This is a genomic window from Phenylobacterium sp., assembly GCF_004297125.1.
Taxonomy (GTDB): domain Bacteria; phylum Pseudomonadota; class Alphaproteobacteria; order Caulobacterales; family Caulobacteraceae; genus Phenylobacterium.
In genome coordinates this window covers 372,100-395,423 of the sequence record NZ_SCVD01000021.1, presented here as the reverse complement: position 1 = coordinate 395,423, position 23,324 = coordinate 372,100, and the positions used below count along the sequence as shown (strand labels likewise).

General features: G+C 66.1%; 15 protein-coding genes and 2 pseudogenes. 8 read left to right on the top strand and 9 right to left on the bottom strand.

All coding sequences use genetic code 11. The annotated features are described in order from the left end of the window. Positions 1-24 precede the first annotated feature (24 nt). Positions 25-819, bottom strand: a complete 795-nt coding sequence (locus EPO51_RS14855) for an ATP-binding protein (RefSeq protein ID WP_293351829.1) — start codon at positions 817-819, stop codon at positions 25-27. A 229-nt stretch (positions 820-1,048) separates the two neighbouring features. Beyond that, positions 1,049-1,661, bottom strand: a pseudogene (locus tag EPO51_RS14850) (IS3 family transposase); the annotation flags it as partial. Between the two features lie 233 nt (positions 1,662-1,894). Here EPO51_RS14850 and EPO51_RS14845 point away from each other — a divergent pair. After that, on the top strand, positions 1,895-3,514 hold the full coding sequence (locus EPO51_RS14845) for an ABC1 kinase family protein (protein WP_293351827.1): 1,620 nt from the start codon (positions 1,895-1,897) through the stop codon (positions 3,512-3,514). A gap of 335 nt (positions 3,515-3,849) precedes the next feature. After that, positions 3,850-4,866 (top strand): IS110 family RNA-guided transposase, encoded by a 1,017-nt coding sequence (locus EPO51_RS14840; RefSeq protein WP_293351825.1) that lies wholly within the window; start codon positions 3,850-3,852, stop codon positions 4,864-4,866. Between the two features lie 395 nt (positions 4,867-5,261). Here EPO51_RS14840 and EPO51_RS14835 read toward each other — a convergent pair. The 3 genes and pseudogenes from EPO51_RS14835 to EPO51_RS14825 form a co-directional block, all read right to left on the bottom strand. Continuing rightward, positions 5,262-5,583, bottom strand: a pseudogene (locus EPO51_RS14835) (integrase core domain-containing protein); the annotation flags it as partial. Positions 5,584-5,622: 39 nt separating this feature from the next. Next, positions 5,623-6,096 (bottom strand): universal stress protein, encoded by a 474-nt coding sequence (locus EPO51_RS14830; protein ID WP_293351823.1) that lies wholly within the window; start codon positions 6,094-6,096, stop codon positions 5,623-5,625. A 399-nt stretch (positions 6,097-6,495) separates the two neighbouring features. Then, positions 6,496-7,440 carry a LysR family transcriptional regulator gene (locus EPO51_RS14825; protein WP_293351821.1) on the bottom strand — a complete coding sequence of 315 codons (945 nt, stop codon included), beginning with the start codon at positions 7,438-7,440 and terminating at the stop codon, positions 6,496-6,498. Positions 7,441-7,534: 94 nt separating this feature from the next. Here EPO51_RS14825 and EPO51_RS14820 point away from each other — a divergent pair, with 94 nt between their 5' ends. From EPO51_RS14820 to EPO51_RS14810, 3 genes are read left to right on the top strand one after another with little or no spacing between them, the layout of a single operon-like run. After that, the gene (locus tag EPO51_RS14820) at positions 7,535-8,608 is read left to right on the top strand and encodes an HlyD family secretion protein (protein ID WP_293351819.1); all 1,074 of its coding nucleotides are present in this window, start codon (positions 7,535-7,537) and stop codon (positions 8,606-8,608) included. Further along, the gene (locus EPO51_RS14815; protein WP_293351817.1) at positions 8,605-10,107 is read left to right on the top strand and encodes an MDR family MFS transporter; all 1,503 of its coding nucleotides are present in this window, start codon (positions 8,605-8,607) and stop codon (positions 10,105-10,107) included. Before EPO51_RS14820 ends, EPO51_RS14815 begins: the two co-directional genes overlap by 4 nt. After that, a complete protein-coding gene (locus EPO51_RS14810) occupies positions 10,100-11,518 on the top strand; it encodes an efflux transporter outer membrane subunit (RefSeq protein WP_293351815.1) in 1,419 nt (472 codons plus the stop codon). The genes EPO51_RS14815 and EPO51_RS14810 overlap by 8 nt, the downstream gene beginning before the upstream one ends. Before the next feature lie 394 nt (positions 11,519-11,912). Here the strand turns inward: EPO51_RS14810 and EPO51_RS14805 are convergent, their stop codons facing one another. The 4 genes from EPO51_RS14805 to EPO51_RS14790 all read right to left on the bottom strand — a co-directional run bounded on the left by EPO51_RS14805 (position 11,913) and on the right by EPO51_RS14790 (position 16,556). Then, entirely contained in the window at positions 11,913-13,046 is a 1,134-nt protein-coding gene (locus EPO51_RS14805; protein ID WP_293351813.1) for a patatin-like phospholipase family protein, read from the bottom strand. Between the two features lie 4 nt (positions 13,047-13,050). Next, positions 13,051-13,473, bottom strand: coding sequence for a hypothetical protein (locus EPO51_RS14800; RefSeq protein ID WP_293351811.1), 423 nt, complete (start codon positions 13,471-13,473; stop codon positions 13,051-13,053). 669 nt (positions 13,474-14,142) lie between these two features. Next, positions 14,143-15,438, bottom strand: coding sequence for a hypothetical protein (locus tag EPO51_RS14795; RefSeq protein ID WP_293351810.1), 1,296 nt, complete (start codon positions 15,436-15,438; stop codon positions 14,143-14,145). A 500-nt stretch (positions 15,439-15,938) separates the two neighbouring features. Beyond that, on the bottom strand, positions 15,939-16,556 hold the full coding sequence (locus EPO51_RS14790) for a TetR/AcrR family transcriptional regulator (RefSeq protein ID WP_293351808.1): 618 nt from the start codon (positions 16,554-16,556) through the stop codon (positions 15,939-15,941). A gap of 156 nt (positions 16,557-16,712) precedes the next feature. Between EPO51_RS14790 and EPO51_RS14785 the strand changes: the two genes are divergently transcribed. The 3 genes from EPO51_RS14785 to EPO51_RS14775 are packed head-to-tail and all read left to right on the top strand — an operon-like array spanning position 16,713 to position 22,413. Next, complete coding sequence (locus EPO51_RS14785) at positions 16,713-17,846, top strand: efflux RND transporter periplasmic adaptor subunit (RefSeq protein WP_293351806.1); 1,134 nt, start codon at positions 16,713-16,715, stop codon at positions 17,844-17,846. 9 nt (positions 17,847-17,855) lie between these two features. Then, on the top strand, positions 17,856-21,005 hold the full coding sequence (locus tag EPO51_RS14780; protein ID WP_293351804.1) for an efflux RND transporter permease subunit: 3,150 nt from the start codon (positions 17,856-17,858) through the stop codon (positions 21,003-21,005). Position 21,006: 1 nt separating this feature from the next. Then, the gene (locus EPO51_RS14775) at positions 21,007-22,413 is read left to right on the top strand and encodes an efflux transporter outer membrane subunit (protein WP_293351802.1); all 1,407 of its coding nucleotides are present in this window, start codon (positions 21,007-21,009) and stop codon (positions 22,411-22,413) included. The last annotated feature ends 911 nt before the right edge of the window (positions 22,414-23,324 follow it).

The following is a 23,324-nucleotide window of genomic DNA, read 5'->3' as shown; positions in this document are numbered from 1 at the left end:
CGATACGCCATCTCCATGCTGCACCTACTCGCTCAGCGCCTCGCGGACCTTGGCGGCCAGGAGCGAGAGGGTGAAGGGCTTGGTCAGAAGCCGAGCGTCTGGATCGAGCACGCCGGCGTGCACGATGGCGTTGCGCGTGTAGCCGGTCATGAACAGCACCTTGAGATCGGGCCGCGGGTTCATCGCTTCCTCGCAGAGTCGCCGGCCGCTCATGTCCGGCAAGACCACGTCGGTAAGCAGGAGCTCGATCTCGGGATGGTTCGTAAGGACCTCCAGGGCCGTCCGTCCGTTTGGCGCTTCGAGCGTGCGACAGCCGAGGTCGCGCAGCGCCGCGCTGGCGAAGGTGCGCACACCGGCTTCGTCCTCTGCGACCAGCACCCAGGTCCCGGTGGGCGACTCCTCGGGCGGCGGCTCCGCAGCTCCGGCGCCCATATCCGCCGGCGCGCGGCTGCGGGCGAGGTAGAGCTTCACCGTCGTGCCGGCGCCGGGCTCGCTGTAGATCTTCACGTGGCCGCCCGACTGCTTGAGGAACCCATGCACCTGGCTGAGCCCAAGCCCCGTTCCCTGGCCCGCGACCTTGGTTGTAAAGAACGGATCGAACGCCTTCTCGATCACCTCGGGCGGCATGCCGGTCCCCGTGTCAGTGACCGCGAGCAGCACGTATTGGCCTGGCTTCACGCTCACGTCCGTGCGCGCGTAGGCCTCATCGAGGAAGGCATTGGTCGTCTCGATGGTGAGCTTGCCGCCGTCCAGCATGGCGTCCCGAGCGTTAATCGCCAGATTGAGCACGGCGCTTTCGAGCTGCGACTGGTCGATCAACGCCGGCCAGAGCCCGCCGCCAAGGACCGTCTCGATGACGACTGTTCACCCAGGGTGCTGCGCAGGATCTGTGACATCGCGCTGACCGCACGGTTCACATTCACCGACTTCGGCGCGAGCGGCTGCTGGCGTGAGAATGCGAGTAGGCTCTGAGTGAGGCGGGCGGCGCGTTGCGCGCCCTCAAGCGCCTGATCGACGAAGCGGCGGCGGCCCTCATCGTCCGTCAACCGGCGAGCGAGCATGTCCAGGTTGCCGATGATGATCGCCAGCCTCGCCGGTGGGGATGTAGGTGAGGTCGGCGAGCCAGACCTGGTTCGGCGCCTGGGTGGTGAATTTGCGGCCGGCGGTTGGGCGCGATCGGATAGCCGTCGCGGCTGTCTGTCGTGCGCGTGCGCCGGGGCAGAGCCGCAAGACCCCGCAGGCCGGCCCGGCGCATCAGCCGCTCGATCCGCGAGCGCCCGACGTGGCGGCCGTGGTCGCGCAGCACGGCATGCACCGGAGGCGAGCCGTAGGTCCCGCTGCTGTCGGCGTGGATCCGGCGGATCTCTTCGGTCAGCGCGCTGTTGGCCGCTGCGCGCCGGCTCTCCGGCCGCGAGCGCCACGCATAGTAGCCGCTGGCCGACAACCCAGGACCGCGCACATCACCCGAACCGGCAACACCGCGCGATGCTCATCGACGAACCCGAACTTCATCGGGAGGCCGATCCGAAGATGAGCGCGGCTTTTAGGATGTCGCGCTCCATCCGCAGCCGCTCGTTCTCGCGCCGCAAACGGGCGTCTTCCGAGGCCAGGTCAGACGGCGACGGGGCCGGCGCCTGCGTGGCGGCGCCACGCCGGCTAGGCATTCCTTGCAGACGTTACGCCCTCGCCACGCGGAATTCTATTCTCGTAGGCCTCGAATGGCGAAAGTCAGGCCCGCAATGCCCGCCACAATCATCAGAGCGCTTAGACCCCCAATGATGTAGCTAGTCAAAAGCTGATCCTCCACATGGGCCGCCAGAGATAACCCCTGAGGGGTGCACCGGTTCGCGCCCACGGCCTTGCGCCGCGGGGAGCGATCAAGCATCGAGGCTCTATGGCACCCTTGACCCTTTCGCCCAACGACTATCGTCGTCTCGCTAAGGTGATCCACACCTTAGCCCCTACAGCCGCGCGGCCTGTTTTGGTGCGGCTGGGTCTGCTCCGGGGCGCGGCTTCCGACGAGGCGAACGAGGGCTCGGCATACGAGGCCTTCGTTGCGGCTCTTGAGGCACTCGGGCCCACATTCGTGAAGCTAGGCCAGATCATCGCGACACGGTCCGATCTGCTTCCGCCAGAGCTGACCGAGCGGCTCGGCCGGCTTCACGACGACGTGGCTCCAGTGCCCTTCGACCATTTGCGCGAACAGCTGACGATCGATCTGGGCGCGCCGCCGGAAGAGCTTTTCGCCGAATTTTCGACGACGCCGATTGCGGCTGCGTCCATCGCGCAGGTCTACGCTGCGCGGCTCATGACCGGTGAAGACGTCGTGCTCAAGGTTCGCAGACCGGGGATCGAGGCGGTCATGCGCGCTGATCTGCGGCTACTCTTGGCCGCTGCTCGCGTCATCGAGCGTCGCGCGCCGGGCCTGCGTCGACATCAGCCTGTGCGTGTCGTAACGGAGCTCAGCGAAGCCCTTCTCGAGGAGATCGATTTTCGGATCGAAGCTCGCAATCAAACGGAGGTCCGCAGACGCGCAAGCGTCTTCCATGTGCCGCTCGTTCATGAGCGATTTACCACGGAAAGGACCATGGTCAGCGCCCGCATCCGTGGCCGCAGTCCTAACGCCGCGTTCCGCAACGAAGAGCCTGCCTTGGCGCGCGCCCTGGCGCCCGATGCCGCGAGGGGGCTGCTGGGCATGATCCTGCTGGACGGGGTGTTCCACGCGGACCCTCATCCAGGAAATATTCTGGTGACTGCGGACGGTCGTCTGGCGCTGTTGGACTTCGGCTCCGTCGGGCGACTCTCGGCGAAAAGGCGAGAGCAGGTCCTCGTGGTCCTCGGCTCCCTCGTGGATGCCGATGTCGCGGCGGTCTCTGATGTGCTGATGGAATGGGCTGGCCGCTCCGGACCCCCGCCGCCCGGCCTTGAACAAGGTGTCGAGCAATTCTTCCTGCGTTACGCCGCCGATTCCGGGCGACAAATACGGCTTGCGGAGGCGATCAGCGAGTTCATATCCATCGCCCGAGAAAACGCATTGACCTTGCCGCCGGACCTGCTGCTCCTCATGCGCGCTCTGGGCATCGCTGAGGGCCTGGCGAGGACGCTAGATCCCGATCTGGATGTCGTCGCCGCTATCGCGCCCGTAGTTGTCCGGGCTTTCGCGTCTCGGTTTGCGCCTAAAGCGCTGGCCACCCGCGCCTTCCGGACGTTCAAGGAACTGGATCAGATCCTTGCCATCGGGCCAGAGGCGATCCGGCGCGGCATCGGCCGCATCAGCCGTGACGGCATTGTCGTCCAAGTCTCAAGTCCAGACTTGGCCGATCTGCCGCGAGCGGTCAGGCGGGCAAGCGATACCGTTTCGCTCGGGATCGTGGTCGCGGCCCTCATCGTCGCTGCAGCCGTCGTCATCGTCGCGAAGGACGATCAGGCCGCCGCGATCGGCCGGATCGCCATCGTCATCCTCTCAGGTGTAGGCCTGGCCGCCTTCTTGGCTCGCCTGTTTCGGAGGAATTGAGGTTTTGCGCACGGGAACGCGTCTTGCTTCACCGCGCGCCCATGCGGCCTTGACCATTTTCACCGTCAGCACGCGGTCCTAGAGAGTCGCTGTCACCTCGTCGGGATCGACCGGCTCCGGAAGATCGACGCTCAGGTCGAAAGGGTGCCCAATGTTTCCCGGACCGCCTTTGACGGCCATTTGCCCTAGAACGCAAACGGCTCGGAGTGACCTCCAAGACCAAATCCCGATAGCATATCCAGGGACGGCGATTGACGTGATGGTGTGGACGACCTCCACCCAACCGGGTTCGCTTATGTGTCGTCGATAGGGACGTCACGTCTAGGGAGCGGATCATGCAAGAGGTCGCCGTCGTCGGGCTGGATCTGGCGAAGAACGTCTTTCAGGTACATGGGATCGACGCTGCAGGCGTGGTGGTGGTGCGCAAACAGCTGCGACGCAGCCAGGTTCTTCCCTTCTTCGAGGGCTTGTCGCCCTGTCTGGTCGGGATTGAGGCCTGTGCGTCGGCCCATCACTGGGGCCGGCAGCTGATGGCGGTCGTCCACGAGGTGCGGCTGATGCCGCCAGCCTATGTGAAGGCCTATGTGAAGCGCGGCAAAACGGACGCCGCCGACGCGGAGGCGATCGCGGAGGCCGTCACCCGGCCCACCATGCGTTTCGTCACCGTCAAGACCGAGGCCCAGCAGGCGATTTTGATGCTGCACAGAACCCGCGACCTCCTGGTGCGCCAGAGGACAATGCTGATCAACGCACTTCGGGGTCACCTCGGCGAATTCGGGATGGTTTCAGCGCAGGGCTCCGCAGGCGTTCAGGCGGCGCTGAGGTCACTGATCCTGGAGCAGGAACGGTTGCCGGAGCTGGCGCAGGCCGCGCTCCGGGGACTCGCGGGGCAGCTGGAGACGCTTCGGGCGGAGATTGAACGACTGGAGCATCAGATCCTCGCCTGGCATCGGCAGGACGCCACCAGCCGGCGGCTCGCCACGATCCCAGGCATCGGGCCGATCACCGCCAGCGCCCTGGCCGCCAGTCCGCCCGACCCCGCCCTCTTCCGATCGGGGCGCCAGTTCGCCGCCTGGCTCGGTCTAACGCCTCGCGCTCACAGCAGCGGGGGTAAGAAGCGGCAGGCCGGGATCAGCAAGATGGGCGACGGCTATCTGCGACGCCTGCTGGTGGTCGGAGCGACAGCCGTGCTCCGTATGGCCCGCCAACGCGGTGTCGGCGGCGCCTGGATCCAGGGCCTTCTCGAGCGCAAGAAGCCGAAGGCCGCCGCCGTCGCGCTGGCGAACAAGACGGCGCGGATCGCCTGGGTGCTGATGGCCCGGCAGGAGGTCTACAAGCCCGCAGCAGCTTAGAGATCGGCGACGGTCACCCGGACCGACGCCGTAGACGCCAGAGTGATGAGACGTGATGACGAACCGGCCGCAGCCGGGGACCAGTCAAACCCAGGGGGTCAGAGCGCTTCGAGCGCGTTGACGTGATTAGGGAGCCAGTCCGCGGACTTCATCAAGGCCAGCAGCCTCGACCGCTGCAGCAACAGGCCGAACACATGACTGCACTCGACCGAGCGCCGAACGTCAATTTCACCCTTGCGTCTTGGAGGTCGTCTACACATGACCCCCAATTCTCATCCAGCGATAACGAGAGTCCTGGGTTGATCTGAGCCTTGCTCGGCTGGTGTTGGAAGAGGCCGGCGCGCGGAGAGGTCAGGGTCCGCAGCGTGCCGGCCGGCGTCTCCGGATATGGCTCTGGCGTAGTCCCTGGGCGTCAGCCAGCCGAGCTTCGAGTGAGGCCGGGCTTCGTTGTAGTCCCGCCGCCAGTTCTCCAGCGCGGTGCGAGCATGAGGCAGCGAGCGGAAGAGCGTCTCATTACCCCCAAGACCAACGGCAAGGCCGAGCGCCGGCGGTCTGCAGGGTCTTGACGAAGAGCTTGGAGCGGTAGGCTGAGCCGTTGTCGCTGACGATCATATCCGGGCGCCCGCGCTGAGCGATGATGGCGTCCAGCTCGCGCGCCACCCTGCGTCCCGACAGCGAGGTGTCGGCCACCAGCGCCAGGCACTCGCGGGTGCAGTTCACCGTCAGGATGTGGCCGACGCCGAGCCGCCCGTAGGTCTACGAGCGACCGACCGGGGTCTTCGCCTGCAGCCCCTCATCCGCGCTGGTGTCCTTCGCGATAAGCAGACTGCACTCGACGAGGTCAAGAAGATGGGCGCTGGTGCTGCCTGTCCACCATCGTTCCAGCGCGCCGCGATGCCTATGGCCGACCACAACCAAATCGGCCTCCACCCGCCTCGCGAAGCCTGCAATGGTGGGCGCCGGCTCGCCGAATTCCAGCGCGGCCACCGCCGACAGGCCCAATTGCTTCAGCCTTTCCGCGCCTTCATCGAGTATGCCTTGGTAGACCTCGCCTTCCTTGGCGATGACGCCTGCATAGACGCTTTCGGCAAGTCTTACGCCGGCAGTTTCCGCCACAATCGACAGCAGAAACACCCGGGCTTCACAGTGTTTGGCCAGCAACGCCCCCTCGCGAAGCGCCGATCGACCTTCGATCGATCCGTCGTAGGCGAGCAGGACTCGCTTATACATTTGAGTGCGTTCCGCTTGAGCTTCACGTGCGCCGCGCTCTAGCAGCTTCCGGCGTTTCCGGAGTGCAGAGAAGTGGGTCAATATTGCCCACCTTGCCAAGCTCCGCCGGGCCTGTAAAGGCGCCACCCCACGAGGTCATGTATCGTTGCCGGACCAATCCGGCTGCGGGACGAAATGCGGAGGCAAACTAGATCTTGTCGGTGAAACGGGCTTAGAATGCCTATTCAGCCGTTCGGCAGCGGTCGATCTTCAGATCGACGCAGAGCGCGGCGCTCGTCCACCGCGAATGGCGCGGTGGAATGGCTGGGCTACCGAGCTTCGACTCGGAGACCATTTTCGCCGCCCTTCTGGGCGGGGGAGCATGACTCCTGGCGCGTGATCCGGCCGTGGACCCCCTGCTCACCTGTCTTTAGCCAGAAACTCCTTAATCTGCTCGAGGAGCCAGTTGACGCCGAGATCGCGACCACTGGCGAAGACCGCGCCGATCGTCACCTTGGGCGTGCGGTGCGGCGGCTCAAGCAATTGTATGACTCCCGGAGCGGCAGCCTGCGCATAGCGGCGCAGCGTAAGGGTTACCGCGTCGGATCCTAGGACCGCGGTGAAGGCGTGGGAAAGGTCGGACGCGCTGGCGACCACCCGTCCATCCTCAAAATCGAGCGCCTGGGCGGTCCGCAATTCCCGCACCTCGTCCAGCAGGAACTGGGCTTCGTGATACTCATCGCCGACGACCGGGCGCAGGTTATCGAGCACGACGTGGCGCGCCCGCAACAGCATCGCCATGGTCAGCGGCGCGCGCACGTGCGGGTGGGAGCGCCGCGCCACCCAGACCATGTCGTCCAGGAGCAAGGGCAACCACTCCACCCGCGCCGAGCGCGGCGGGCCAGTTCCGAAGGCGATATCGACACGCCCCCGCTCGACCGAATCGACGAAATCCGCCGCGATCGGCAGGAACCGAATGCGCACGCGAGGCGCGGTTTCCCGTATTTTATCGAGCAGCTTCGGCAGGATGACGGCCGCCGCGTAGGAGCCTCCGGTGAGCACGAACTGGCGCTCCGAGTCCCGTGGCTCAAAGATCAACGGTTCAATGGCGCTGCGAAGGCCTTCCAGGGCCGGCGCGGCGCGGCGGCCTAGCTCTATGGCGTAGGGGGTGGGCGTCATTCCGCCCCCTCGGCGCTCGAACAACGGATCGCCGAGCGCGGCACGAAGCCGGGTGAGCGCGTGCGAGACAGCCGATGGCGTTATAGATAGGTCGCGGGCGGCGATGCTGACGCTTCGGCATTCCAGCACAGCCAGGAAGGTTCTGAAGAGATTGAGATCCAGCGATTTGAATTGAACATCGTTCATTTTAATCGTGATGAAATATCAATTGGCTCAATCAGCTGTCAACCGTATCCGTGTCCCCAAGTGATCGCATCCATCGCGGCGGAACAGTTTTCTCATGGATCCATCCCCCCCCGGCGCTAGCCTCGGCCAGCGCCTGCGCGCCTTGGACCGGCGCCGGCTGCTGCTGATGATCGTGCCGCCGGTGCTCGTCGCACTGGCGATTGCCGGCTGGCTGCTGATGAACGCCGGGTTGGTTTCCACGGACAACGCCACCGTCGCCGCCGCGAGGGTTCCGATCAGTTCCAGCGTCCGCGCCCGCGTCGTGCATATACTCGTCAAGGAGGACCAGCACGTACACGCCGGCGACGTTCTGTTCCGTTTGGACGACTCGGATTTCAAGACGGCCGTGAGCCGCGCGGAAGCCGAACTGGCGAGTGCTCGGCTGCGCGTTGCGGGCCTGCGCGCGACCTATCGTCAGAGCCTCGCCGACCAGGGCGTCGCCCAGGCCAACGCCGCCTACACGCGGAGCGAGGCGGTTCGGCAGCGAAACCTCTTCAACGCCGGCGTCGCTTCACAACGCGATGTCGACCAGGCGGCCAACGCCGCGACCGTCGCCGAGCGCCAACTCCTTGCACAGGCGCAGGCGCAGGCCACCGCCCTGGCCGACCTCGGCGGCGATCCCGACATTTCGGCGGATGAGCACCCGTTGGTGCAGAAGGCTCGGGCCGCGCTCGAACAGGCGCGTAACGACCTTGCCCACACTGAGGTGGTCGCGCCGGCCGATGGCGTGGTGGCACGCGTATCCCAGCTGCAGGTTGGCTCCTATGTGCAGCCGGCGCAGACCGTCTTCTGGCTGATCTCTGGCCGACCCTGGATGGATGCGGCCTTCAAGGAGAATCAGCTGGGTTTGCTGCGGCCCGGACACACGGCCGACATCCAGATCGACGCCTACCCCCACCGATCCTTCCGCGGCCATGTGGAAAGCCTGTCGCCCGGCACCGGCTCCAGCTTCGCTGTCTTGCCCGCCGAGAACGCCACCGGGAACTGGGTCCGTGTAGTGCAGCGATTGAACGTACGCATCGCCTTCGACGAGGCGCCGGCCGACGTTGCGCTGGCCGTCGGCCTGAGCGGTAAGGTTAAGGTGGACACGCGCGCTCATCCGCCGGCCAAATCCGGAGACGGCGTGTGAACGCCGGGGAGATCACTCCCGCCCAGCGAACGCTGATCACCGCGGCGGTGATCCTGGCGACGATCCTTTCGTCCATCGCATCGACTATCGCCAACGTCATCCTGCCGCAGATCCGCGCCAGCACCGCCGCCGCCCAGGACCAGGTTAGTTGGGTCCTGACATCGTATCTCCTCGCCGGCGTCCTGGTGACGCCGGCGATCGGCTGGCTGGAGAGCAGGTTCGGGCGTCGTAACCTGATGCTGGCCACCATCGTCGGCTTCGGGGTCGCGTCGATGCTGTGCGGGATTGCCAGTAATATCTTCGCTATGGTCGCTTTCCGGGTGCTTCAGGGTGGATGCGGCGCGATATTTATCCCAATGGCGCAGGCGATCCTGCTCGACATTAATCCTCCGCATAAGCATGGCCAGGCCATGTCGATCTGGGGAATGGGCGCGGTGCTTGGGCCCATCATCGGCCCTGTGCTCGGGGGTTGGCTTACCGACAACCTCAACTGGCGCTGGGTGTTCTTCATGAACCTGCCCCTGGTCGTGGTCGCGTTCTTCATGATCGGCGCGGCGTTGCCGGCCGAACGGTCGAAGGTCGCTCGCAAATTCGACATTTTCGGCTATGTCGCCCTGGCCCTGGGGCTTGCGGGCCTACAGGCGCTCTTGGACCGCGGGCCAGGTCAGGAATGGTTCGCCTCGACCGAAATCTGGATCGAGCTTTCGGTCTGCCTGCTCGGCTTGTGGGTATTCGTCGCGCACCTGGCCACCACTGCGCACGGCGCACTGTTCGACCGCCGGATCCTGAGCGACAGGAACTTCATCGTCTCCTCGATGATGATCATCTTCGTCGGCATCCTTCTGTTCGCGGGGGCTGCGGTGTTGCCGACGCTCCTGCAGAGCCTGCTCGGCTATCCGGTGCTGCACACCGGGATCGTTCAGATCCCGCGCGGCGTGGGGTCTTTCCTGGCGATGTTCCTGGTCGGACGGTTGATGGGGCGGATCGACAGCCGGATCATCGTGCTGCTCGGCGTGGGCTTGACCGGGTGGTCCTATTTCGAGATGTCGCACTTTTCTCTGCAGATGGACGAGCGGCTGGTGCTGTTCGCTGGCTTCCTGCAGGGGCTGGGGGTCGGCCTGGTGTTCGTCCCGCTCTCCGCGCTCGCCTTCGCCACCATCGCCCCTACGCTACGGACGGAAGCGGCCTCGCTCTTCACCCTGTTGCGCAACGTCGGCAGCAGCGTCGGCATATCCATGGTCGGGGCGCTGCAAATCTATAATTCCAAGATCGTACAATCACGCCTGCTCGAGCAGGCGACGCCGGACAATCAGAACATCGTTGCCGCCGGCGTGGACCTCACCACCGTGCAAGGGCTTGCCAGTTTCGCACGCGGCGTCGTGCGGCAGGCGGCGATGGTCGCTTACATCGACAGTTTTCATCTCCTCTACTGGTTATGCATCCTAATGGCGCCGCTGATCCTATTGTTACGTAAGCCGAAGGCGCCGGCGGATGCTTAGAAGCCTTTTCTGTCTCTTGGCGTCCGGGGCCCTCTTTGGTTGCGCGACAGTCGGTCCGGACTTCGAACCGCCGGGTCCACCACAGACCGCGAAATACGCAATGGCGGGCGATGCGGCGCCCGGCCTGACTCTCGATCCGCATGCGGCGCCGGCGCGATGGTGGACCGCCTTCGGGTCGGCACAGATCGACGCCCTGGTCGACGAGGCGGTTTCGCAGAATCAGACCCTGGCCGCGGCCGATGCGTCGCTGGCCCGCGCCCGCGCCAACGCCAGCGCCGTGCGCGGCGCCGCGGGCGTGCAGGTCGACGGCCATGCGAGAGCGGAGCGCGAGCGCGTCAACACCGCCTCGTTCGGCATCGAAGGCTTCCCCAGCCCGACGATCTCGCTCTACTCAATCGGCGCTTCGGCCTCATTCGATTTCGATCTGTTCGGCGGCGGGCGGCGCCGCATCGAAAGCGCCGAGGCTCAGGCCGCGGCGCTGGCGGCCCGGGGCGAGGCGGCCTACCTCACGCTCAGCGGCGAGGTCGTGCTGCGCGCCATCGACGTCGCCGCGCTTCGTGAGCAGATCGCGGCTTCGGAGCAGATGATTGCCGACAGCCGCCGCAACGTGGAAATGACCCGCCGAGCCGTCGAGGACGGCGGCACGCCGCGCGCGGCCGTTGTCACGGCGCAGGCGCAGTTGGCGGAAGACGAGGCGCGGTTGCCTCCGCTGCGGTCTAAACTGGCTACGGCGCGACATGCGCTGGCGCTGCTGGCGGGGGAGGCTCCGGGCGATTGGATCGCGCCGGACATCGACCTGGCGTCCATCGCCGTGCCAGCCGCCGTCCCGCTCGGCATGCCCTCGGAACTGGTTCGCCGCCGTCCGGACATTCTAGCGGCCGAAGCGCGCCTGCAGGCCGCCACGGCCGACATCGGCGTGACCACCGCCGCCCTCTATCCGCAGCTGCGTCTGACCCCGGATTTCACGCTTAGCGCGCTGAAGCCCAGCGACGTATTCAACTACGAGAGTGGCGGCTGGGTGATCGGCCCGGCGCTCAGCCTGCCGATCTTCCACAGCGGCCAGCTCCGGGCGGAAAAGAAGGCCGCCGTGGCGGCCCGCGACCAAGCGCTGGCGGAATACAGGCAAACCGTGCTGGTCGCCTTCGTGCAAGTCGCCGATCTGTTGCAAGCGGCGGCCCAGGGCCAGGCCCTGGCCGAAGCTCAGGCCCACGCCTCGCAGGCGGCGGACGAAAACGCGCGCCTCGCCAACCTCGCCTATCAGAACGGCGCCGGGTCCTTGCTCTCGGTGCTGGACGCCCAGCGTCAATCGCAGCGCGCGAAGCTGGCTTTCATTGACGCGCAGGCCAGCCTGCGTCGCGCCCTAGCGGCTCTGTTCGTGGCCTCCGCCGCCGATTGGCGCCGCCCGGCCTGATCGGCGCTTCTTCAGCCGATGCGGATTCCGACGCAGGCGTCCGCTTGATGTTTCACCAGGGGCTGGGCAAGGAAGCTGGCGGTCGCCGCCCCCGAGAGACAAAGACCCCACGCCTAACAGTCCGGCGCGATCTGCGAGCGCCTGAGGGTCATACGAGCGAGGCCGCCGCTCGGGATGCCGCCACCGACGCGCGCCAACCGGCCATAGACCAAGCACACTATCCGGCCTGGATCGGGACCTGGGCCTCGGCAAAGCTGAAGAACAACGGGCGGTCTCAGCCAGCGCTTGACGGCGATTTTCGTCTGGTTTGTGCGATCAAATCCTATTCGGGGGTGTAGTTGAGGCCAGGCTATCGCCGCGACTTTGGGGTCTCATGACGCCTGACGCATGTCGGTTAGGGTGGCGTGGCAGCCGTCGTCCCGGCGATCAACCGAAACGCCGTCCCGGCGGCCCCCCGCTGCTGGCCGGCGGAGAAAAGCGCATTCATGTGGGCTTGGGTGAAGTCGAGAAAGTTCTCGTCCAACTCGTCCGGGATTTCTCCAACCGCCAATTTGAGGCCCTTTTCGCTTGCGGCAAGCTTCACATTGGTAATCTCGGAGACCGTGAGGGATTTCAGCATAGTGTCGAAGCTACGCGCGACGATCTTGAGCCCACCCACCGGCACGACGACAAACCGGGGCGTGGTCCGGCTGTTCAGCAGAATGAAGATATGCGCCGCGCCCGTAGAAGGGGTCGGAGCCGCGAGCAGAGCTTGCGGCGCGACGAAGAAATTGGCCACCGTGCCTCCGTCCGCGTGGAGTTCAGAAACAGCGTGCCCGTCTCGTTCGACGGTCAGCAACACCGGCGGAAACACGCCTGGAACACTCGATGATGCGATGAGGATGTTTTGAAAAAGCAGACGCGAGGCGGGGTCTCTATGCTGCGCGAGGGCCCCCATGTCCCACACCACCTGGGTCTGCGTATCGAGGCTGGTCGTCGCGACGAAGAGCCGCCGGCCCTTTCGGTGTTCTTTTGCTACAGCCTCGATGAGGGCGGGCGTAACACTGTCGGTGATGAGTTTTCTCAACGGTTCCGGCTTGAAAACACCCGGCCGAAACAATGCGCCGAGGCCCCGCGACCGAAGTAGGTTCTTCGAGCGGCCATCCGTAAACGCCTCTCGAAGGGCCGGATCGAAGGCTGGTCCCGCGAAGACGAAAGGCGCGATCAACGCCCCAGCGCTGACGCCGGTCACAACTGAGAATGCGGGTCTGTCGCCGCGCTGGCTCCACCCGTACATAACGCCCGCGCCATAAGCGCCGTTGGCCCCGCCGCCCGACAGGGCGAGAAGCTGAATGTCGCCAGCTTGCTCGCGCTGCACGCGCCCGAACTCGTGAACGAAGCGGGCGCGGGTATCGGGTTCGAGGAAATCGTAGCGGTAGCTGGGACTCGCCGCATGAAGCATTTCGAGTCCATACGGCACACGAGGAAGCGTCTGGCAGCCCCCGAGCAGGAGCGCCGACAGCGCCAGCGCACGGAAAAGCCGCCTCATCCGGCTAGGGCTTCACGGCCGGCGGTGTGGTGACGATCGTGCGCGCCGAGGCGGGCCGCTTGCAGCCACGCGCTTGGCCGATCCCTTTCAAGTAGCTTCGGCGCGCAATTCCGGCGGCGATGGCCTCTTGAACTTGGCGGTCACGCCGCTCCGCGCCGGATAGCTTTCTGATCCAACTGCGCATTGGGATGACATCCGAGACGATGCTGGCGACGACGCCATATGCCCCGTTCCGGTCATCGCCGCGCTCATTCCGCTCAGGCTCGTCGAAGTCATCCCCAAGGACTTGGTTGAGGTCGATAACTTCCTTTCGCAGCGTCGCGCAGCTGCGCTGAGCCGATCGTGAGTAGGGATTAGCGACAGCCTGCAGGAGGACTGGCGGAATGTCGGATTTGATCAAGTTCGAATCACGAAGCGGCGACGTCACCGCTCCCTCCAGGCTTTCCCGGCTCGCTTCCGAAGAGGTCAGGGGCCGTTCGGCGGTCGTTCGGTCTTTTGAGTTAGGCTCCGATGCCGCAGATTGCGCTGTGCCGACGCACGACCCGATAGGGTCATGACCTGAATAACCAACATTGCAAGAACCCAGCTGAAAAGTCCGCATTCAAGTTTTCCGGTTCGAAGTTTCGCGGGCGCGCCTGGTCGCGGGTCTGCTGCTGACATACTTAACGGCAACGCTGAAGCTTGGTTCCTGGCGCTTGGAAACCAGGGCTGCTACCCTTCTGTGTTCAAACCCCCGTGAATTCCGCCGCCATCGGACGCCAAGTCTGCAGGCCCGCAATGTTCCAAGAGTTTGGGATGATCGGCAGTGTCTCGCTTACGTTCGCGCGGAGAGTGTATTCCGCTAAGCTTGAATACGATAGCCTTCTCGGCCGCGGCCTAAGGGGTGTTTGGCGCCGGCTTGAGGCCCAGCTCAGTACTCCTTTGGGCGAGGCCCCGACTTTCGCGGCCGCCCAGACGATTGGCGATGTGACCATTGAGCTTCATGATGCACGTCGGGCGTTATCGGAAGCGTAGGCAGCATATGCCATCGAGTTCGCCGCCACGCTCCATGCGAACCAGCCGCGGAACTGCAACTTCTTGATCCGTTCGCACGCGATCAGAACCTCTGGCACGATCCCAAGGCGGTCCTGACAGCGGCGGAGGCCCCCACCAGAGACGCCTCCCCTTCCATCTGGCCGTTTATGCGCAGATAGACCGGTCCAGATTGCCGCAGTAGCGTCGGTAGCAGGGGTGAACCAGTCAGATTGGCCTGCCAGAACGTCCCCTCCCCGTTGCCCCGGCTCATCGGGATGTTGACGAGGCCGCGCGCGAAATTCCAGGTCACCGTGACTGAGGGCCGGGTCGATGGCCTGTTCAGCAGCATCGATATCATCGGCCGCCCGTTGTCGCAGAACAGGCTGAAAGACTTGATGTTCGGGGAGGCCGCCACATCCACATAGGCCATGGGGGGGCGACGTTGCACCGGCACAACCTCCCAGGGGGTCCCGGGAGCTGCGACGGCGTCTTCGGGTGGGCTGTTGTTCAACAGCGTTTGGATATCCGCGGGCGGCGCGAGTCTGCGGCCTGGCGGCGAATAAACGCTCAACTTGCCGCGTTCCCACAGCCCGACCTGCACGGCGCGCCGGCTCGTATCCAGCAGGACGTAGGCCTGTTCCATACCGCCCTGGTGGGGCGCATTGCCGGAGAGGTAGAAGGCCGATCCCTGTCGCTTCAAAGGGGTCGCCACCGACAGGTTCTTCTGCAGCGCGGTCGTCTTACCACCCAACTGAGCGCGGATCGCCGCCGCTATCGGACCTGCGCCGAAAAGGGCGATATTGGCGCTGTAATCATCGACGAAGGACGACAGATTCCCCCAATCCGGCGGCGCGGACGCCCTCGCAGGCGCGCTGGGCGCCTTGTCTGCGGGACGCGAAGGAGGCGCCTTCGCCGCGCCCCCGCACCGAAGATAGGGAGCCGCCCTGGTCAGGGCGCCGTGGAAGGGGTCGAGCCGCTGCCCGGGCGCCACATCGGCTTCTAGACGGATCAGGCCGGGCTTCTCGTCGGCGTTCACAATCATGATCACCGGGCCGAAATTGCTGTTGCTCACCGGAAACGGGAAGAACACCGCGCTGATGCCTTCGTAGCTTGGGCCCATGTACGAGAAGGCGCGTTCGAACCTCCGGCTCTGCAACATGCGGCCATCGGCGCGAAAGGTGAAACCGGTCTCGTCGAGGGTGATGCGGGGCTCTCGAGCACAGTCGCCGCGTGGGGCATAGCTGCCAAAGGCCGCGTCAAGACCCTGATCCTTAAGACTGGTCAACGGAAGTGCGACGGCGCCGACGGGCGTGAGCAATGCGACCGCCCATGCGACGACGACCCATGGACGAGACTTCCGCCCGAAGTCACCCTTCATGTCCGCCCCCGTCCGATCAATGATCGCTAGAACATACCTAATCGAGACTTCGGGGTCTTCCCTCGACTCAATCGCTCAAAGGATCGCCGCAATTTCGGCGCGCTCGACGTTGTGCGGCAGAATAGGTCGAGCGGGAGATCCCGCGCGAAGGCCCGGCAGTTCGACGCGTGAACTCGAGCCATCCTTGATGTCCGCCACGTTCATGCTCGGCGCCGTCCACAGGCCCGCAAAAGGACTCCCAGCCGGAGCCAAGTTCGTCGAACAGGCGGTTGAACTCCTTCTGGGGCGGCGAAAGGGCATGGGATGTCTCGAACCGCGACACATCGGTCACGACCCCGCGCGAGCTTTTCGCGAAGCCACCTTCCTCGGCCTGCCCGATGATGACGCTCGCATCCCGCGGTTCATCAGCGCTACGGGAGACGCCTACGCAGGGGCATGAGATCTTGAGCCGGTCCCAACAGTCATCTGGAAGGTGACGCCCAAAGATCTGACGTTGATCGTCAGGACACGCGGTCGCCGCATGGCTCGGCCAGCAGATGCCGGAGAGTCGAGCGCAGTACGCGGGCGATGGCCTGCCGATCGCCGTCGGGGTTGTTCACACCCCGCATCGTCATGCCCTCGAACAGCATGCTGATCACTTCGCACCGGGCTACGAGCTCCGCTTCGTTGCATCCGGCGGGAATGACGGCACGGAACAGTTCGTGCTGCATTTCGCGTTCTTCAGCGTCTGCCGCCCGGAGGATGGCGCCGACCTTGGGATTGCGAGCGGCCTCCGCGACGACCTCCAGGGTCAGGGCCGCGCGATCGACCTCGTACAGATCGTCAAGAGCGGACGAGCACTTGGTCAGGATCGCCTCCAGAACGGGCGCACCGCCGTCCTTCAGTTCGGAGTACCTGTCGCGCATCTCGGCCATGTCGCGCGCGACGATGGCTGCGATGATCGCTTCCTTGTTCTCGAAGTAGCGATAGATCTGCCCGACACTCAGGGCGGCGGCCTGGGCGATCTCAGCCATGCTGGACCCATGAAAGCCGAATCGGCGTGCGCAGTCGGAGGCCGCGTCGACGATCTGTTGCCGCCGCGCTTCCGCATCCATCCGCTTTGGGGCGGCCTCCGCCATAGGGATCCTGTCGTGAGCCGCAGGTCAGGCCGCGGTGGATTGACTTCTGGCAGGCGCTCATTTAGGCAGCGACCGCGAATGAACGTTCATTCTTGTAGTTTCCGGGCCGGAATTGTCAAGACCTGCGCCCGAGTATCCCTGTTTTCCAGGTGTTGGATGCCCAGATCGATCCTCTCCGGCGCGGCGATTGCGCTGGCGCTCCTCCTGTCTGCATGCGGGGCGAAGGCCCCGGCCGGTCCGGACCCGAACGCCCCCGCGGCCGTCGGTGTGGTCGTCCTCCGCACCGAGCCTGTGAACCTGACGATGGAGCTGAGCGGACGGACATCCGCTTCGCTGGTGTCCGAGGTGCGCCCGCAGGTGAACGGCGTGGTCAAGGCCCGGCTGTTCCAGGAGGGCTCCACCGTCCGCGCGGGCCAGCCCCTGTACCAGATCGACCCGGCGATCTACCGCGCCAGCCTCGACAGCGCCAACGCCGCGCTCGCCCAGGCCCAGGCAACCGCCACCTCGGCGAAACTCAAGGCCGACCGCTACCGGGAGCTGGTCGCCATCAACGCGGTGAGTAAGCAGGACAACGACGACGCCCAGTCCGCGGCCCAATCCGCCGCCGCGAACGTACAGGCCCAGCGCGCCGCTGTGCAGCAGGCGCGCATCAATCTCGACTACACCCAGGTCCGCGCGCCGATCTCCGGCCGGATCGGAAAGTCTTCCGTAACGCCAGGCGCCCTGGTCACCGCCAACCAGGCGACCGCCCTGGCCACGGTCCAGGACCTCGGCAAGATCTATGTGGACGTCACCCAGTCGGCGGCGGAGCTGCTGAAGCTGCGCCGCGCCATGGCCACGGGCGACGTGAAGGCGCCGAGCTCGGCCAAGGTCCGGCTGATCCTGGAGGACGGGTCGACCTATCCGATCGCGGGCACGCTAGCGTTCTCGGACATCACGGTGGACGAGGGCACCGGCTCGGTCGGCCTGCGGGCGGTCTTCCCCAATCCCGATGGCGCCCTGCTGCCCGGCCTCTACGTCCGCGCGCAGCTCGAACAGGGCGTGGCGACCTCGGCCATCCTCGTCCCCCTGGCCGCGGTCAGCCGCGATCCCAAGGGCTCGGCCACGGTCTATGTGGTGGACGCGGGCGGCAAGGCCCAGCTGCGGCCTATCTCGGTCTCTCGCACCGTCGGCGACAAGTGGCTGGTGACCGCCGGCCTCAAGGCCGGCGAGCGGGTCATCGTCGAGGGGCTGCAGAAGGTGCGGCCGGGCGTCGCCGTGAAACCCGCCATCATCGGCGCGGCGCGCTAGGGGCCCGCCATGCTGTCACGCTTCTTCATCGACCGGCCGATCTTCGCCTGGGTCGTCGCCATCGTGATCATGATGGCCGGCGCGCTCGCCATCCGCACACTGCCGATCGCCCAGTATCCCGACATCGCGCTCCCCCAGGTGGCGATCCAGGCCGTCTACCCCGGCGCCTCGGCCAAGACGGTCGAGGACAGCGTAACTCAGGTCATCGAGCAGAAGATGAAGGGTCTGGATGGGCTGGAGTACATCAGTTCGTCCAGCGACAGCTCCGGGGCGGCGACAGTCACCCTGACCTTCGAGGGCGGCACCGACATCGACATCGCCCAGGTGCAGGTCCAGAACAAGCTGCAGACGGCCGTCGCCCTGCTGCCTCAGGAGGTCCAGCAACAGGGCCTCAGCGTGGTGAAGTCCACCCGCAACTTCCTGATGGTGGTCGCTCTTTACGCCACCGACGGAAAGGCCTCGAACTCCGACCTCGCGGACTACCTTGCCGCCAAGCTCCAGGACCCGATAAGCCGCGTGGACGGCGTCGGCGATACCCAGTTGTTCGGCGCCCAGTACGCCATGCGTATCTGGCTGGATCCCGACAAGCTCGCGTCCCGCAGCCTGACCCCGGCCGATGTCATCGCGGCCATCCGCGCCCAGAACGCTCAGGTTTCCGCCGGCCAGCTGGGCGGCACGCCCTCGACGCCCGGGACGGTGCTGAACGCCACGATCAGCGCGCAGTCGCGCCTGCAGACCCCCGCCCAGTTCGAACAGATCATCCTGAAGGACACCGGCGGCGGCACGCATGTGTACCTGCGCGACGTGGCGCGCGTGGAGCTCGGCGCCGAGAACTACAACTCGCTGGCCAAGTACAACGGCAAGTCGGCCGCGGGCCTGGCCATCAAGCTGGCGCCCGGCGGCAATGCGCTGGACACGGCCGAGGCGGTGAAGGCGCAGGTCGCGGAGCTGTCGAAGGCCTTCCCGCCCGGCATCGGCTACGAAATCCCGGTGGATTCCACCCCGTTCGTGAAACAGTCGATCGAGGAGGTGGTGAAGACCCTGGCCGAGGCGGTGCTCCTGGTCTTCCTGGTGATGTTCCTGTTCCTGCAGAACTGGCGCGCCACCCTGATCCCGACCATCGCCGTGCCGGTGGTGCTGCTAGGCACGTTCGGGGTGCTGGCGGTGTTCGGCTACTCCATCAACACGCTCACCATGTTCGGCCTGGTGCTGGCCATCGGCCTCTTGGTCGACGACGCCATCGTGGTCGTCGAGAACGTCGAGCGCGTGATGAGCGAGGAGGGCCTCTCCCCCAAGGAGGCGACCCGCAAATCCATGGACGAGATCACCGGCGCCCTGATCGGCGTGGCGCTGGTTCTAGCGGCCGTGTTCGTGCCCATGGCCTTCTTCGGCGGATCGCAGGGCGTGATCTACCGCCAGTTCTCCATCACCCTGGTCTCGGCCATGAGCCTGTCGATCCTGGTGGCCCTGGTGCTGACGCCCGCGCTGTGCGCCACGCTGCTCAAGCCCGTCGGCAAGGAGCACGAGGCGTCAAAGCGGGGCTTCTTCGGCTGGTTCAACCGCAACTTCGACCACGCCAGCCACCGCTACCAGGAACAGGTCCGCCGCATCCTGGGCAAGAGCGGACGCTGGATCGCGGTCTACGGCGCGATCCTCCTGGTCATGGCGTTGCTCTTCCTGCGCCTGCCCAGCGCCTTCCTGCCGGAAGAGGACCAGGGCACGATCTACACCCTCGTCCAGCTGCCGCCCGGCGCGACCGAGGAACGCACCCAGGCCGTCCTCAAGCAGGTGGCTGACCACTATCTGAAGGACGAGGCGGAATCGGTGGAGGCGGTGTTCACTGTCTCCGGTTTCAGCTTCGCCGGCGCCGGCCAGAATGCGGGCATCGCCTTCGTCCGCATGAAGGATTTCGAGGAGCGCAAGGCAGCCGATCGCAAGGTCCAGGCCGTCGCCCAGCGGGCGATGGGCAAGTTCTCCCAGATCCGCGACGCCATGGTGTTTGCGGTGGTTCCGCCGGCGGTGCCGGAGCTCGGCAACGCGTCGGGCTTCGACTTCCAGCTTCAGGACACCGGCGGGGTCGGCCACGAGGCGCTGATGGCCGCGCGCAACCAGCTGCTGGGCATGGCCGGCCAGGATCCGAAACTGGCCGGCGTCCGCCCGAACGGCCAGGACGACACGCCCGAGTTCGCCATCGACGTCGATCAGGCCAAGGCGGGGGCCATGGGCCTGACCACGGCCGACATCAACGCCACGCTTTCGACGGCGCTGGGCGGCAGCTACGTGAACGACTTCATGGACCGCGGCCGGGTGAAGAAGGTCTTCGTCCAGGCCGACGCCCCGTTCCGCATGAAGCCTGAGGACCTGGACCGCTGGTACGTCCGCAACGCCGCCGGTCAGATGGCGCCGTTCTCCGCCTTCGCCTCCAGCCACTGGACCATCGGCTCGCCGCGGCTGGAGCGCTACAACGGCCTGCCGGCGGTCAACATCCAGGGCGCGCCCGCGCCCGGCCAGAGCTCGGGACAGGCCATGCAGGCCATGGAGGCCATCGCCGCCAAACTGCCTCCGGGCATCGGCTACGAATGGACCGGCCTGTCGCTGCAGGAGCGGGAGGCGGGCGCCCAGGCGCCGGCGCTCTACGCAATCTCGATTATCGTGGTCTTCCTGCTGCTGGCCGCCCTCTACGAGAGCTGGTCCATCCCCCTCGCGGTGATCCTGGTCATCCCGCTGGGTGTCGTCGGCGCCCTGCTGGCCACATCGCTTCGCGGGCTCTCAAACGATATCTACTTCCAGGTGGGCTTGCTCACGACCATGGGCCTGGCGGCCAAGAACGCCATCCTGATCGTCGAGTTCGCCAAGGATCGCTTTGAGGCGGGGGCTCCACTGGTCGAGGCGACGCTGGAGGCGGTGCGCATCCGCCTGCGGCCGATCATCATGACCTCGCTGGCCTTCATGTTCGGCGTCTTGCCGCTCGCGATCTCCAATGGACCGGGGTCAAGCAGCCAGCACGCCATCGGCACGGGCGTGATCGGCGGCATGCTGTCGGCGGTAATGCTGGCGATCTTCTTCGTGCCGCTCTTCTTCGTCCTGGTGCAGCGTCACTTGGGGCGCAGGGTCGATCCCGAAGCGCCACCCGCCGCCGTTCCCCATGAGGCTGTTTGAGATGCCCGCCAGATCCCTGCTCCTGGCCCTCATGGCGTCGACGGCCCTTGCCGGCTGCACCCTAGCGCCGCGCTACGAGCGGCCCGCGCTGCCGGTCGGCCAGGCTTGGCCCGTCGCTCCCGCTGCGGCTTCGACCGCGGTCTCAAGCGGCAACCTGGCTTGGCGCGATGTCTTCCAGGACGCCCGTCTCCAGTCGTTGATCGCGCTAGCCCTGGAACAGAACCGCGATCTGCGCGTGGCCGTGGCCAACATCGAGCAGGCCCGCGCGCAATACCGCGTCCAGCGCGCCGACCTGCTGCCGGCCATCGACGCCAGCGGCGGCTACACGCGTAGCAAGACGCCCGCCGGCGCCGCCATCCCCGGTCAGACCGGCAGCTTCGAGATCGAGCAGTACAGCGTGAGCGCCGGGTTCTCCGCCTATGAGCTTGACCTGTTCGGGCGCGTGCGCAGCCTGAGCGCTGCGGCCCTGCAATCGTTCTTCGCCACCGAGGAGAACCGACGCGCGGTTCAGATCAGCCTGGTCGCCGAGACCGCCAGCGCCTACCTGACCCTGGCCGCCGACCAGGACCTGCTGAAGATCACCCAGGACACCCTGGCCAGCCGCGAGGCCGGTCTCGACTTGGCCCGCAAGCGGTTCGAGGCGGGCGCCACATCCGAGCTCGACCTTCGGCAGGCTCAGACGCTTACCGAGCAGGCCCGCAGCGACGCCGCCGTCGCCACCGCCCAGGTGGATCGCGACCGCAATGCCCTGCGCCTCCTGGTCGGCGCCGAGGTCCCGGCCGATCTCCAGCCGCAGGGTGGCCTCACCAGCGTGGGCGTGCTGGCCGAGATCTCGCCCGGCCTGCCGTCCGACGTACTGGTCAGCCGTCCCGACGTGCGCGCCGCCGAGCACACTCTGCAGGCCCGCAATGCCGATATCGGCGCAGCGCGGGCGGCCTTCTTCCCGCGCATCACCCTTACCGGCTCCGAGGGGTCGTCCAGCCCGGCGCTGGACCGGCTGTTCACCGCGGGCACGCGCGCCTGGAGCTTCACGCCCCAGGTAGTCCTGCCGATTTTTGCGGGCGGCGCCAACATCGCCAATCTGCGGGGCGCCGAGGCGTCGCGCGACGCCGCCGTCGCCCAGTACGAGAGGGCGATCCAGACCGCGTTCCGGGAGGTCTCCGACGCCCTGGCGGTGCGCGCCACGATCGCCGACCGGATCGCCGCCCAGGCCCGGCTGGTCGAGGCGGCCGCGGCGACCCAGCGTCTCACCCAGGCGCGCTACGACCGTGGCATCGACAGCTCCCTCGCCTTGTTGGACGCGCAACGCACGCTCTATGCGGCGCGCCAGACCCAGCTTGCCGCCCAGCTGGCGCAGGCAACGAACCGCGTTGAGCTCTACCGCGCCCTGGGCGGCGACCGCTTTTGACCGCACGGGCGCCCTGGGGCAGGACCCCGCCACCGTCCCCAGGACCATGGTCTGCCAAGCGATCAGCATCGCCTCGGCTCCATGCAGTCGGACAGTCCGACGTGGAACTTCGAGCTCAGATGCGTCAGGAAGGTTGAACGCGGCTCCTGGCGACCCATCGCCGCGTCATGGATCGAGTCCCGGCCGCGCCACTTCCGCACCGTCTTGTGATTCAGCCCGTGCTACCGGGCGAGCTCCGCGATCAGAGCCTTCGATCGCAGTATCGTCGCTCGGTCAGGGTGCTTGGTCCTGGCGCAGCCGTGTAGAACCTGGCCATAGATCCTCCCAGCGTGTGCACTCACCATCGAGCCCTTCCACTACGCCCCAGACGACCAGTTGCGGCGCGTCCCTCGCGACAGCGGCCGCATCACCTTCCGAAGCCGACGCTGGCGCATCCCCAAGGCCTTCAAGGGAAAGACCGTCGCCATCCGTCCAACCCACACCGACGGCCTCTACGACGTCGTCTTCCGTACCGCCAACATCGCAACCATCGACCTGAGCCCAGAACCACCATCCTCAACCTGTCACGGATGTCTCCGAACACCCGTCACGGATCTCTCCGGTCTGAACACGTGACGAGGGGGGAGTCTCAACATGGCTCTCGACCGGCGACAATGATGGCGTCAATTGGTACGCCTGAGCCGGCCGCCTGCGCGGCGCCTTAGCCGACGCCCCCCCCCGAGGTGACGATGAGGCTGACCTAAGGCCATTGCTATCGTACGAGTTCTGCTAGCTGAACCTTCCGCCCCGCTGAAAGGCAAGACATGCCTTCGTGTTCCATCGGCAGCGCCGCGCCAAGCCTCGGAATGAGCGCTCCGACGATCTTTCCCCGGGGGGGCCGGGCTGGCACAGTCGTCACGGATAGCGGTTAG